Raw genomic sequence first — 12,554 nt, 5'->3', positions numbered from 1 at the left:
ACCCTACCGTTTCTAACTGCCTCGATCGCACTAACCATTTACCTAATCAAGGAACCTGAACATTAATGACAGATTTTTCTAAAGAGCAAATCCTTTCGACGATTGCATCTTCCGCCCCAGATTTTGATACGAGCTACGAACTGGCCACTCGGATCGCCGATGCTGCCTCTGATCGCAAGGGTGAAGACATTGTGCTGCTCAAAGTGGGAGAAGTCACCGTCTTGGCAGACTATTTTGTGATCGTGACGGGCTTTTCTAAGGTGCAGATTCGCGCGATCGCCGCCGCCATCGAAGACGAAGTAGAAGAAACGCTCAACCGCAAACCCCTGCGATCAGAGGGATTGGCAGAAGGCGGCTGGGTGGTGCAAGATTACGGCGATGTGATCGTCCACATTCTCATGCCCCAAGAGCGCGAACACTACGACCTCGAAGCCTTCTGGGGACATGCGCCCAAAGTTGCCTACGAGCCACTGGCGATCGGCTAAGAGAAGGGCTAAGTTTTGGGTCAGTCATTGAATCTTGAAGATAAGTATTCAGGCTTGGTTTTAACATTGAAGTTAGAACTGAGCCTCTTTGTTGAGTATTTTCTAGAGGCTCTGGGCGATCTATTCTTTATTGATAGGGTTATAAAAAAGTTATAGAGATGAAGGTGCCTGCATAATGTCTTACTACATTCGCAATGCAACTCCAGACGATATTTCAAACCTGGAAAAACTAATAACAGTCTTCATGCAAGAAACGTTTCAGCGTCCCTGCGGAGGAACCCCTCAAAAGCTGGCACAAGACGGTTTTGGACGTGAATTTGAAATGATGGTCGCGGAAGCTGAACCCCAAACGTTAATCGCTTTTGCAGCCTGGGAATCATCCTATGATCTTCACCATTGCCTTAAGGGGGGCGTAGTGATTGATCTGTTTGTTGATCCGATTCATCGGGGTCGGGGGGTAGCAATCCAGTTCATTACCGCGATCGCTGTCAAAATTCAGCAGCAGGGCGGCTCATACATCAAAGGGCAGGCGGTCGAGAACCCAAGAAGCGTTCAACGGCTTTATCAACGCTGTGCCCGATGTTTTCCAGGAGCCGATTGTTATGTGTCTGGAAGGGCTTTCCGGCAACTCGCCGAATTATCGGGTCAAAGTCTGCGCGACATGGTGAGAAATCTGCCTGAGCTGGCATGGAACTACGAACCTTGAATAAGACCCCTCTTGAGAAAAAAAGGAGGATGAGCGATGTCAACACAGGAAAGATTTGATTCAAATCATACGAATCGTTTACCGAATATCTTTGAGCAGTCACCCATTCTCACAAGCCACAATGCTGGGTGGAGCAACATGGCTATAGAAGCTCATCATCTACCACCTGGAGAAACTCCCGAATACTGTCTCGATCACTATGTGATCAGCATAAATATAGGGCACAGGCTCCAGGTAGAGCAGGTTGTAGAAGGAAAATCCAATAGAGCAACCTTCTTTCACGGTACGGCTGTGATTTGTCCAATCTACAGTCGTCACTTTTTTTGCTGGAACAGTAAGCTTCAAACGCTTTCCCTAAACCTGAAGTCAGAGTTATTTAACCTGAACGCGATCGACCTATTAGCAACCGATCGTGTAGAGTTGATTCCTCAGTTTGGAATTCAAGATGGGCTGATTTATCAGATTGGGTTGGCCCTTCAAGCAGAACTGAAATCGCAGGGAAGTGGAAGTCGTTTGTATGCCGAAACCCTGGCAAATACACTTGCGGTTCATTTGCTACGGCATTATGCAACCCAGCCCTGTAGCACTCCAGTTTACACAGGTGGACTCTCTCAACATCGGTTGCATCTTGTCACAGACTACATCAACGATTATTTAGAGCGCGAATTGAGTCTGAATGAACTGGCAGCGATCGCTCAACTGAGTCAACACTACTTTTGCCGTGCCTTTAAACAAGCTACTGGGCTGAGTCCCCATCGGTATTTAATTCAACAACGAGTCGAACGGGCAAAGCACTTGTTGAGGCAAGGGGAGATGACGATCGGAGAAGTGGCGATCGCTTGTGGGTTTACGCACCAAAGTCATCTACATCGTCACTTCAAACGCTTGACTGGCGCAACTCCTAAAATCTGGCTCAACTCATAACAAAAATGTGCAAAAACAATAAGAATGTGCAAGACATTCAGAAGGAGAATTTGCCAGTGTTAAGTCAGCCTGGAAACTAAGGGCGATCAGAGCTACACAACTTAACACCACAATTGAGTTGAAGTGGAGGATTTGATGATGCAAATTCGAGAGCCTGAGCTTTGGCAAGAATTAGACCACAAACAAGCCTAAAAGATTTCGGAGTATTGGATTTTCTGATATCTTTTGCCTCAGTAACTTAAAGGTTCTACAGGTGCATTGTAAAATACGCTACCCATACATCGAAAGTGTGTTTGCTCATCCTTGATTCCGTCTTAACAGGAGAACAGAAATGAAAAAGAAATACAGAATAGGTGTGTTATTTGCAGTTGTCTTAACACTGTTTTTTATTGGCAGTGTATTTATTGTCAATGCCCAGCAACGAACAACTGAATCTCAATTTCAGGTCACCAAAAAGGATCATAATCGAGAGCAAGTAGTGGGGAAAATTCAAACTAGTTCAGTTAGGCTATCCAAAAAACTCACCAAGAGCCAGTTGGATCAACTGCAAACAAGAATTAGTCGCCCTTCACAGAATGTAATTAATAATATTATTACGGGCGTAATTCCTCCTCAGCCTACATCATGCTTCGGAATTCCTTTGACTGACTATTACGTTTGTGTTGATATTTGGATTGAAGACACTTCTCCCGGCCCAGGTTAATGGATTACGAGAGGTCGTATCGTGATGGGCATCACGATCTCGCAGGATGTGTTGTCGTACCTAGTAACCTGGCAATAAAAGATTTGACATTTGCATTTTGGCGTGAGTTTTGGCTACGCTCAACCCGCTAAACGATCGAGTGTTGAGCGAAGTCGAAGCACAATCTCTACATTTGTAATAGCAAACATTGCCAGGTTAATAGCTCATTCCTTCTGCCCCTTAAAAAGCTATTGTGTACACAAGTCGTTTACTGCTCCGCTTCAGTCGGCTTCTGCTCCCCAAATCCCCCAAAATTGGGAGACTTTGAAGCTTAGTTCTGGACGGGGTATGTTTCGGGTAATTTACAAATTAGAACAAATTAGATCTTCAAGGCAATTTTTACGGCTAACTCACGACTCACTTAAGGCACCCAAACCCCAAAACTCTCTTATACTGACGGATATATCCGATCGTTTATTTTCTGGCTCGATTTATGAACTCCTCAGTCGTTTGCCCCGTTCCGGTGGAACAGAGACCGATTAATGAGTATCAAGACCTCAAAGAATCGTGGTTTTTTAGATGGGCAACGCTTGATCTGGTGGGATACATCAAGCCAATTGCAATTTTGTGGGGCTTGAGTTGGCTGCTGGCGGGGCCCACGGCGGCGATGAGCTTTTCTCCTGCTAGACACCCCCTGGAATACGCACTGTTGGGGGCTGCTGGCGCAAGTATTATTCCGGCTTTGGCGCTGATTCGTCTCTATCTGGGCTGGTCATACATCAGGACGCGACTGCTCAACACCACCGTTTTTTATGAAGAATCGGGCTGGTATGATGGGCAAACCTGGGAAAAGCCGATCGAAGTGCTCAATCAAGATCGGCTGATCGTCAGCTATCAAATACAGCCTATTTTGCAGCGTCTCAACCGCACGTTTGCCTTCTTGGGCACGGCTTTGGTGAGTGGCGGATTGGCTTGGCTGATCTTGTAGCGAGTTAAAAACTAGTAACTTTTTGAGAGTGGAGTTCCCGTCTAATGTTAGAGTGCTATGCATGACAAGGGGAAGAAGAAATCAATCATCGGCACAACTTGAAGTCAGGCTGCTGCGAGAAGGCATTCCAGAATCTGTCCATTCCGCTGAAGCGGTGATTTGCGACGATCGCGGGCGCATTCTTTTGATGGCGGGTAGCGCTGACACGGCGACGTTTGTCCGTTCTGCGTTGAAACCGTTTCAGGCGCTGGCGATGACAACTACGGGGACTTTGGAGCGATATAATCTGACCGATCGCGATCTGGCAATTATCTGTAGCTCTCATCAAGGCACCATTGAGCAAGTCAGACAGGTTTTCAACATTTTGTGGCGGGCGGACATTGACCCGACGATGCTGCAATGTCCCGTTCCGGCAGGCAAGCGCAGTTCGTTAGAGTACAACTGTTCGGGGAAACATGCAGGAATGTTGGCGGTGTGTCAGCAGCGAGGGTTTCCGTTTAACAATTATCTTCAGCATCACCATCCAGTACAGCAGTTGATTTTGAATAAGATTGCGGAGTTGCTCAAGATCCCGGCGATCGAGTTCATCACGGCAAAAGATGACTGTGGCGCACCGACTTATTTTATGCAACTGCGGCAAATGGCCTGGCTCTACGCCCACCTCGCATCGGGAAACAGCCTCGACATGGAGCGAATTTCACGGGCGATGACGCATCATCCAACGATGGTGGCCGGAGAAGGCGAGTTTGACACCGAGTTGATGCAGCTTACCCAGGGCGAAATCGTCAGTAAGTCAGGGGCAGAAGGCGTGCAGTGTGTGGGACGAGTCGGTGAAGGTGTGGGGTTAGCCATCAAAGTAAGCGATGGCGCAAAACGAGCAAAATACGCCGTCGCAATCCACGTTCTCAAACAAATGGGCTGGATCACGCCTTCTGTTGCAGAAGCGCTATCGGAAACTTATATTACGATCGGTCGCTACAAACGATTAGACGTGATCGGTGACCTGTCCATGCTGTAGGGCTTCTGAAACTGGCACAATTGATCGAAAATCCCGTCAGGTAACAAGATTCACAGCGTCTACTACAAGTTCGCTGTTAAGCTGAATCATTGCAATTGAGCAAAATTAGTAAAATCTGGCAATCGCTGCCCTCTCAACCCTTTTATCGTCGTTCCTGCCCTATGAGTGAGACTATCCTGGACGTTCGCAATCTTGAGGTTCGGTTTAGAACGGATACGAGAGTGGTGAAAGCGGTCGATGGCATTTCGTTTCAAGTGCAGCGCGGTCAAACTCTAGGAATCGTTGGTGAGTCAGGATCGGGTAAGTCGGTCACTTCGTTGGCGGTGATGGGACTGGTGCCCAATCCTCCGGGCAAAGTGACGGGCGGTGAGATCTGGTTTCGAGATGCTCAGACAAGTGGAGAGCCGATCGATTTGCTGCGCGTCCCTGATCAAGAATTGCAAAATTATCGCGGCGATCGCTTGGCAATGATCTTTCAGGAGCCGATGAGTTCGCTCAATCCGGTTTACACTTGTGGGTTTCAGATTACTGAGGCGATTCGGCTGCACGAAAAGGTTTCTGAATCCGAGGCGAGACGACGGGCCGTAGCCCTGCTGCAAGAAGTTCGGTTGTTAGCACCGGATGCAGAACTCAAGCGCCGCTATCTCGAAGACATCGCCCAAAACAAAAAACAACCCAGCGAGGCAGAAATCGATCAGCAGATCAACCGTCAGAAGTTGGCGATGCTCGATCGCTATCCTCACGAGCTTTCGGGCGGACAGATTCAACGGGTGATGATTGCGATGGCGATCTCCTGTAACCCGACGCTGCTGATTGCTGACGAGCCGACGACGGCCCTGGATGTCACCGTACAAGCCACCATTCTGGATCTGCTGCGAGAACTGCGCGATCGGCGGGGTATGGCGATGATGTTTATCACCCATGACTTAGGGCTGATTGCTGAAATTGCCGATCAGGTGGCGGTGATGTATGAAGGCAAAATCGTTGAGTATGGGCCCGTCTGGGAGATTTTTTCCAATCCCAAACATCCCTACACCAAAGGGTTGCTGACTTGTCGGCCACAGCCCGATCGCCGCCTGCGATATTTGCCCACGGTGTCCGATTTTATGGAAGTTTCGACGTTGCCCACAGGGGAGCGCCTGATCGAGGCAAAACAGCAGGATGTGGCTCAGGTGCTTCGCAGTGCAGAAGAAATCAGTGAGGCAGAATTTAACTCACGTCTGCATGAGTTGCAGCAAAAACCGCCGTTGCTGTCGGTGCAAAATTTGCAGGTAGCCTTCCCGATTCGAGGGGTGTTTGGGCAGACTCAACGCTATGTGATGGCGGTTAACGACGTTTCGTTTGACGTGTATCCGGGGGAGACGTTGGGACTGGTGGGTGAGTCGGGCTGCGGAAAGACGACCCTGGCAAGAACCCTCCTGCGACTGATCGAAGCCAAACGGGGACAGGTGCGCTTTGAGGGGCGAGATATCTTATCTTTGTCTCCATCAGAAGTGCGGCAGTTTCGCCGAGAGGCGCAGATCATTTTTCAAAATCCCTACAGTTCGCTTGATCCGCGCATGAATATTGGCGAAGCGGTGATGGAGCCACTACAGATCTACGGGCGGGGTAAACCCAAACAACACCGAGAACGGGCGGCCTATTTGTTGCAACGAGTGGGCTTAAATCCTGAGTTGATGAATCGCTATCCTCACGAATTCTCAGGCGGTCAGCGCCAGCGGATTTGTATTGCCCGATCGCTTGCTCTCAACCCTAAATTCATCATTTGTGACGAGTCGGTTTCTGCGTTAGATGTCTCAGTCCAGGCGCAGGTGTTAAATCTGCTCAAAGAACTGCAATCTGAGTTTGGCTTGACTTATGTATTCATTTCTCACGATCTGGGTGTCGTGAAGTTTATGAGCGATCGCATCGTCGTCATGAATCGAGGCAAAATCGAAGAGATCGGCACGTCCGAGAATATCTACCGTCACCCAGAGCATCCTTATACCCGTCAGCTAATTTCTGCGATTCCGACAGGGACGCTCGATCGCATTCGAGAACGCCAAGCACAACGCGGAATTTCGGCTTAGTGATGAGTTATGTTGCTTAACCCCTTATAGGGATGTGACCGTAGTCTTATCTGCTAATGTTTACTAGATTTAGTATCGTCAGCCTGTCTACCAAGTGCCCCTTCCAATTATTTGAAAGTCACCTCATTAATTTCAGCGTTGTTAATAGAGGGAACTCTGATATTAAGTTATCAGCAAACCAAGACAGACAATTTTTATAGACATGGTACTGACCAGAGAAACCTACTTTAAAGAGATCAGTAACAACCTGGCTCTTTTGCAGCAATCTATTGAGTTTCGCACAGCATCTAATTTACATGATTTAGGGATTCTTGCAGAGGATTTTGTAAAAGACCTGCTCAATATTGTCTTTGATTTTCAGCTTGAAAACCTAAACTCAATCAATTCTAATCAACCAGGGATTGATTTGGGCGACTCATCAAATAAAATTGCAGTTCAGGTTACATCCACAACTAGCCGACGGAAAGTCAAGACAACTATTGAAAAGTTTATTGGACATAAACTATATGAGAAATACTCACGACTATATGTTTTTATACTAAAGGGAAGGCAGCAAAGCTACAGAAGATTTGATACACAAGGCTATTTTAATTTTAATGAAAGTGATAATATCATAGACTTCAAAATTTTGCTTAAGCAAATTCAATATCTAGAAATCGAAAAGCTACGAAAAATATATGAGTTTGTTAACAGAGAGATATCCAAAACAAAAAGAGAAGATGGAATAATAAGAAGGCTTGACCATATAAATCATAATTTCGACAGGTTGCACATTTGGCAATATCAGCCTTTTCTTACCCATTATGTGAATGTTCATAGACTGCTTAATATTGCTGCTGCAAGTGGAATTTGCTTTGCAAGTATTCCTGCAAAGAATTTGGATGATCTAGGCAGTATACGTGCTTTACCCTATGACGATTATCATGCGCTTATGGCATTTATGACAGAGTTGCTAAAGTGTTGGCAGCCAAAAGTCTTAAACCTGTAAAATGCAAATAATCTAACTAAAGATTTTGTTGGATGCACTTTTGAATTCTTTCAAACTGACTTTAAATCAAAAAATATTAAGTTCTGGAATAAGTATCACGAAAAACCTAAAATGCATGGAGTTTACAAGAAAGATCCTCACCTATATCTCGAAGTAGAGGATGTAAAGCTATATCTACCTCTCAATCTTGCTTGGATGACAACAGATACTTCTTACCATAATTTTGGAGTGGAAACAGGAATAGCGGATTCTTTATCCGGTCTTTGTATTCTAAAGAGCCTATCCAAAGATCGAGAGGCTATTTTTACCCCTCTAATTATTGGAGTGCATAACATATTTCAACAAATTGAGAACGCTGTCCAACAAGGTGAAAGGTCAATAGAAATTAGGCAGTCATGGTAGTTCCTTATACTTCTTTCTGTCCAAGCGCATCCTAACAACCCTAGTGCAGCGGATTGACTAAAGCCATTGGTGTAATTGCAAAGTCTGTCGCAACTGCTGACTAGGAACGTTAGCCAACCCTCAAAACTCAAGCCAACGATCGCTTCTAGCCACTGCGCTACAATGCTCTTAAGATTTCTATCGATTGCAAGCTTCTATGACTTCTCAGCAACTTGAAGAACGCTCTCAACAACTTGAAGCACGAGTCACAACGCTAGAGGCAGAATTAGTGCAGGTGAAACAAATGCTTTCTGAATCTCTCCAGAAGAAGGAACCCTGGTGGTCGAAAATTGCGGGTAGCTTTGAAAACGATCCTACTTTTGATGAAGCTGTTCGCCTTGGGCAAGAATGGCGCAAATCTGCTAAGTAGGATGATTGTCTCCTACCAGGTACATTCTTGATACTGACCATCTCAGCCTGATTTAACGCAACGGTCAAGAGGGAAAGCGAATTTTAGCGAGACTCGGGGCGATCGACGAGCTTGAAGCTGCTGTGACGGTAATTGCCTATGAAGAACAAGTCAAAGGTCGGCTCAGTCTTTTAGCCAGGGCAAAGATTTTGGAGGAACAAGTTTTTGCATACCAAGGACTGCGACAGCTTTCCATTGATTATCGATCGATCGCAATTCTTCCTTTCAACCATGCAGCAGCTTTGGAGCATCAACGCTTACGAAAAGCTTATCCTCGACTGGGGAATATGGATCTCAAAATTGCCGCGATCGCGATAACCAACTATTCAATCTTACTCACTTGCAACGGGTCAGACTTTCGGCAGGTTTCAGACTTGCAAATAGAAGATTGGTCAAGCACATAATCAGAAGCCCCCTTGAAATTGGAGGGATCTAAGGGAGCTTCTAGACTGTGCGATCGTTCGTCACTTACGGTAAAAAGACGTGAATTCGATGAGAGTTTTTCCGCTTCGTTGTTCACGGCTCCTGCCCCCCAACCCCCCAATTTTGGGGGACTTTAAGAGAGGAATTCTGGTTCAAAGTCCCTCACTCGTGGGGGATTTAGCGATTATCTCTAGCTATGCTTGCTTAAGGAATAACGGATGGTTTCTGATCTGCAATGAACCTAATTTTATTCATACGGCAGTCTCTTATCGTGTAGCTAAGTTATCTAATACTCATGAGATTGGATTCAAACGGTCAGATCTGGTAGACCACCTAAAGCAAGCGGGCTTTAAGAATGTTCAGATTATGAAGAATAAGATGGACTGGTTTATCAAACCACACTGGATAGCAGCTCAGAAATAGATCCGCCGAATGATGCTGTGCGCCAGCAAAGGCGAGATAACGATGCTTGTCATGTTCACACATGAGTGACCGCCGATGAAGTAGATTACTCTCTAACAAAGCACAATCGTTCAGCCAGAAACTCTAGTGATCAGTCAATAACGTTGCTATCGCTAAACTCAGCCAAGGCAAGCTGGTATGAATTAGCATGACTACCGAGAAGTATCAACGCAGTCTAAAAGAGTCCCCAAACTTCTGAGATGAATTGTCGATCGCTGCCTAAAGTGATTGCAGAATGTTAACGTAAATGGGGGCTTTTCTAACTGGGAAATCGAATGAGTCTGTTTACGTTGCGATCGGTCAGCAAAGATTTTGGCATTAAAGAGCTTCTTAAGGATGCCAGCTTTAGCATTGAGGAAGGCGATAAGGTTGGGTTGATTGGTACTAACGGATCGGGCAAATCGACACTGCTAAAAATGATCGCAGGACTGGAGCCGATCGACGCGGGACAACGCCTAGTCAATCCCAGCGCCAGAATTGTCTACCTTCCCCAACAGCCCGAAATCGACGAAGACCGCACCATTCTTGAGCAAGTCTTTGCCGACAGCGGTGAACAAATGGCACTGGTTCGAGAATATGAGGAACTGTCAGACAAGCTGGCTCACGGACAGGGCGACCAAACGGCACTGATGGCTCGATTGTCTGAAGTGTCCCATCAAATGGAAGCCGTCGGCGCTTGGGAACTGGAAACCAACGCCAAAATCGTCCTGACCGAGTTAGGAATTGATGACGTTAGCGCTCGAATTGGCGATTTGTCGGGCGGCTATCGCAAACGGGTGGCCTTGGCGACGGCGCTCTTGTCTCAACCCGATGTCTTGCTGATGGATGAGCCAACCAACCATTTAGATGCAATGTCGGTCGAGTGGCTGCAAAGCTATTTGAATCGGTATCGAGGCGCTTTATTGTTAATCACGCACGATCGCTATTTTCTTGATCGCGTCACCAATCGGATTCTAGAAATCGATCGCGGCGATCTTTACACCTATTCCGGCAACTATTCTTACTACTTAGAGAAAAAAGCCCTCGCCGAAGAATCTTCTGTCAGCACTCAGCGCAAACATCAAGGCGTTTTGAGACGAGAATTAGAGTGGCTAAAACGCGGGCCAAAAGCGAGAAGCACCAAGCAAAAAGCTCGGATTGATCGCATTCACGACATGCAAAATCGTGAGTTTAAGCAATCAGTTGGAAAGGTCGATATTGCTACGGCTGGACGCAGAATTGGTAAAAAAGTTATTGAATTAACGAATATTTCTAAAGCGTATGACGATCGCGTTTTAATCAAAGATTTCACTTATGAGTTTAGTCCCGACGATCGCGTGGGCATCATCGGCGGCAACGGTGCTGGAAAATCAACGCTGATGAATATTATTACCGGACAAATTGAACCTGACTCCGGCAAAGTAGACATTGGCAGCACGATTCACATTGGCTATTTTGACCAGCATTCCGAGGAGTTAATTCACTCGCTCAATCAAGATCAGCGCGTCATCGACTATCTCAAGGAAACCGCAGAATTAGTCACGCTGGCCGATGGAAGTGTGATCACCGCGTCTCAAATGTTGGAGCGATTCTTATTTCCGAGCAGTCAGCAATATGCGCCGATTCACAAGCTGTCTGGAGGCGAAAAGCGGCGATTGTTTTTGCTGCAAGTGCTATTGAGTGCGCCAAACGTTCTGATTTTAGACGAACCAACGAATGATTTAGATGTCCAGACCTTAGCCGTTTTAGAAGAATATTTGGAAGGATTTAATGGCTGTGTGATTGTAGTCTCGCACGATCGCTACTTTCTCGATCGCACCGTCGAAACTATCTTTGCACTCGAACCCGGCGGCAATTTGAGACAGTATCCCGGCAACTATTCGGTTTATCTGGATTACAAAAAAGAAGAAGATAACAACGTTTCAAAGCCAGAGGAAAAACCTACTAAACCGATAGAACTACCCACGACATCCACTGCCAACAAATCGCGTAAAATCTCCTTCAAAGAGAAGCGCGAATATGAACAGCTAGAGGCACAAATTCCTCAAATGGAAGCCGAAAAAGCAGAGATCGAAAAGAAACTCTACGGCACTCCGCCCGATGGATTTAGTGAAGTCCAAAAACTGTCCGAGCGATTAGCAGAACTCGACCACTTGATCGAAACTTCTACAGAACGCTGGCTCGAATTAGCGGAAGCGATCGGGTAGTTTGAATTGGAAATCTTATCTTCAAGATCTCCTAGCATGGGGGATTTAAGGGGCAGAAGCTTGACATCGAAACGAAAAGACTTCGTCGAATTCACGTTTATTTAGGACAAAAATCGACGCAAAAAAGCCCCAGTCGTTAAACCAGGGCTGAAGAGTCTCAAACTTACAATTCTTAAAATCTAACTACGCATCGGGAAGCGATCGACTAGCGTAGGCATCCATTGCATAAGCGGGAACTCGGTTGCTGTAGTCGATTTCGCTTCCTGTGATCGACTCTGCCAACGTTTCAAACGACTCAGAGCGCCAGTTGCGTTCGTGGATGGGCTTGGTCTGTTCGCCTCGAAAATAAGCCTGTGTACCCAACAACGCTACCGCCGCCCAACCAATTACAAACAAGGCAATTAAAATCGCTGTCATTGTCAAACCTCTTTCTGAGAGTGAAGTGAAATCTGTAACAAGGACTTAGCGGGCTGAAATCGCTCCGGGTTGTCTCTGTCTTATGTAAACAAATATAACAGCGATTGTTACAAAGTGTCAAGAAAGTTTGCAGACAATCAAGGATTATGCTAAAAAACTGACGGTTGTAGCCCGATCGGGGAGTTGACTTGCACCGATCCCTCTGTTAAGTTCAAAGAACAAAGTTTTTGGACACGTTTCTCGACAAGGGGATTTTTCGCTTCATGTCTCACAGGCCTTCCTACTTTTACTTTTTTTGGCGCGAGGCGGTTCACTTGGGGTGAATGAAGTTCTGTGTGAACGCCCCAGTGAACCGT

Annotated in this window: 12 protein-coding genes; 11 read left to right on the top strand and 1 reads right to left on the bottom strand. The window is 46.3% G+C overall.

The genetic code is table 11. From position 1 onward, the window contains the following. The first annotated feature begins 65 nt into the window (after window positions 1-65). The 11 genes from rsfS to ACKFKH_RS09060 all read left to right on the top strand — a co-directional run bounded on the left by rsfS (window position 66) and on the right by ACKFKH_RS09060 (window position 11,781). Window positions 66-485, top strand: coding sequence for a ribosome silencing factor (gene rsfS, locus ACKFKH_RS09110; RefSeq protein ID WP_446857955.1), 420 nt, complete (start codon window positions 66-68; stop codon window positions 483-485). A 175-nt stretch (window positions 486-660) separates the two neighbouring features. After that, window positions 661-1,191 (top strand): GNAT family N-acetyltransferase, encoded by a 531-nt coding sequence (locus ACKFKH_RS09105; protein ID WP_446857954.1) that lies wholly within the window; start codon window positions 661-663, stop codon window positions 1,189-1,191. A 36-nt stretch (window positions 1,192-1,227) separates the two neighbouring features. Then, entirely contained in the window at window positions 1,228-2,115 is an 888-nt protein-coding gene (locus ACKFKH_RS09100; protein WP_446857953.1) for a helix-turn-helix domain-containing protein, read from the top strand. A gap of 331 nt (window positions 2,116-2,446) precedes the next feature. Further along, on the top strand, window positions 2,447-2,818 hold the full coding sequence (locus ACKFKH_RS09095; protein ID WP_446857952.1) for a hypothetical protein: 372 nt from the start codon (window positions 2,447-2,449) through the stop codon (window positions 2,816-2,818). A gap of 472 nt (window positions 2,819-3,290) precedes the next feature. Next, window positions 3,291-3,785 (top strand): CGLD27 family protein, encoded by a 495-nt coding sequence (locus ACKFKH_RS09090; RefSeq protein ID WP_446857951.1) that lies wholly within the window; start codon window positions 3,291-3,293, stop codon window positions 3,783-3,785. Window positions 3,786-3,846: 61 nt separating this feature from the next. Beyond that, window positions 3,847-4,803: an asparaginase gene (locus ACKFKH_RS09085; protein WP_446857950.1), complete on the top strand. Its 957-nt coding sequence runs from the start codon at window positions 3,847-3,849 to the stop codon at window positions 4,801-4,803. A gap of 161 nt (window positions 4,804-4,964) precedes the next feature. Then, window positions 4,965-6,872, top strand: coding sequence for an ABC transporter ATP-binding protein (locus tag ACKFKH_RS09080; RefSeq protein WP_446857949.1), 1,908 nt, complete (start codon window positions 4,965-4,967; stop codon window positions 6,870-6,872). 202 nt (window positions 6,873-7,074) lie between these two features. Then, a complete protein-coding gene (locus ACKFKH_RS09075) occupies window positions 7,075-7,860 on the top strand; it encodes an SMEK domain-containing protein (RefSeq protein WP_446857948.1) in 786 nt (261 codons plus the stop codon). A gap of 598 nt (window positions 7,861-8,458) precedes the next feature. Beyond that, window positions 8,459-8,671 (top strand): hypothetical protein, encoded by a 213-nt coding sequence (locus tag ACKFKH_RS09070; protein WP_446857947.1) that lies wholly within the window; start codon window positions 8,459-8,461, stop codon window positions 8,669-8,671. Window positions 8,672-8,793: 122 nt separating this feature from the next. Then, window positions 8,794-9,114 carry a type II toxin-antitoxin system VapC family toxin gene (locus ACKFKH_RS09065; protein ID WP_446857946.1) on the top strand — a complete coding sequence of 107 codons (321 nt, stop codon included), beginning with the start codon at window positions 8,794-8,796 and terminating at the stop codon, window positions 9,112-9,114. Between the two features lie 756 nt (window positions 9,115-9,870). After that, window positions 9,871-11,781, top strand: a complete 1,911-nt coding sequence (locus tag ACKFKH_RS09060; RefSeq protein ID WP_446857945.1) for an ABC-F family ATP-binding cassette domain-containing protein — start codon at window positions 9,871-9,873, stop codon at window positions 11,779-11,781. Window positions 11,782-11,964: 183 nt separating this feature from the next. On the opposite strand, the gene ACKFKH_RS09055 is transcribed toward ACKFKH_RS09060, so the two are convergent. Further along, window positions 11,965-12,198 carry a photosystem II protein, Psb35-related gene (locus ACKFKH_RS09055; protein WP_446857944.1) on the bottom strand — a complete coding sequence of 78 codons (234 nt, stop codon included), beginning with the start codon at window positions 12,196-12,198 and terminating at the stop codon, window positions 11,965-11,967. Between the last annotated feature and the right edge of the window lie 356 nt (window positions 12,199-12,554).

This window comes from Phormidesmis sp. 146-20 (assembly GCF_052939475.1).
This window is presented reverse-complemented; position numbering and strand designations above follow the sequence as displayed.

Bases quoted from the DNA above. Each gene is read 5' to 3' on its own strand.
- ACKFKH_RS09055 (WP_446857944.1), bottom strand. From the start codon at position 12,198: ATGACAGCGATTTTAATTGCCTTGTTTGTAATTGGTTGGGCGGCGGTA.
- ACKFKH_RS09070 (WP_446857947.1), top strand. From the start codon at position 8,459: ATGACTTCTCAGCAACTTGAAGAACGCTCTCAACAACTTGAAGCACGA.
- ACKFKH_RS09075 (WP_446857948.1), top strand. From the start codon at position 7,075: ATGGTACTGACCAGAGAAACCTACTTTAAAGAGATCAGTAACAACCTG.
- ACKFKH_RS09100 (WP_446857953.1), top strand. From the start codon at position 1,228: ATGTCAACACAGGAAAGATTTGATTCAAATCATACGAATCGTTTACCG.
- rsfS (WP_446857955.1), top strand. From the start codon at position 66: ATGACAGATTTTTCTAAAGAGCAAATCCTTTCGACGATTGCATCTTCC.
- ACKFKH_RS09105 (WP_446857954.1), top strand. From the start codon at position 661: ATGTCTTACTACATTCGCAATGCAACTCCAGACGATATTTCAAACCTG.
- ACKFKH_RS09090 (WP_446857951.1), top strand. From the start codon at position 3,291: ATGAACTCCTCAGTCGTTTGCCCCGTTCCGGTGGAACAGAGACCGATT.
- ACKFKH_RS09060 (WP_446857945.1), top strand. From the start codon at position 9,871: ATGAGTCTGTTTACGTTGCGATCGGTCAGCAAAGATTTTGGCATTAAA.
- ACKFKH_RS09085 (WP_446857950.1), top strand. From the start codon at position 3,847: ATGACAAGGGGAAGAAGAAATCAATCATCGGCACAACTTGAAGTCAGG.
- ACKFKH_RS09080 (WP_446857949.1), top strand. From the start codon at position 4,965: ATGAGTGAGACTATCCTGGACGTTCGCAATCTTGAGGTTCGGTTTAGA.
- ACKFKH_RS09095 (WP_446857952.1), top strand. From the start codon at position 2,447: ATGAAAAAGAAATACAGAATAGGTGTGTTATTTGCAGTTGTCTTAACA.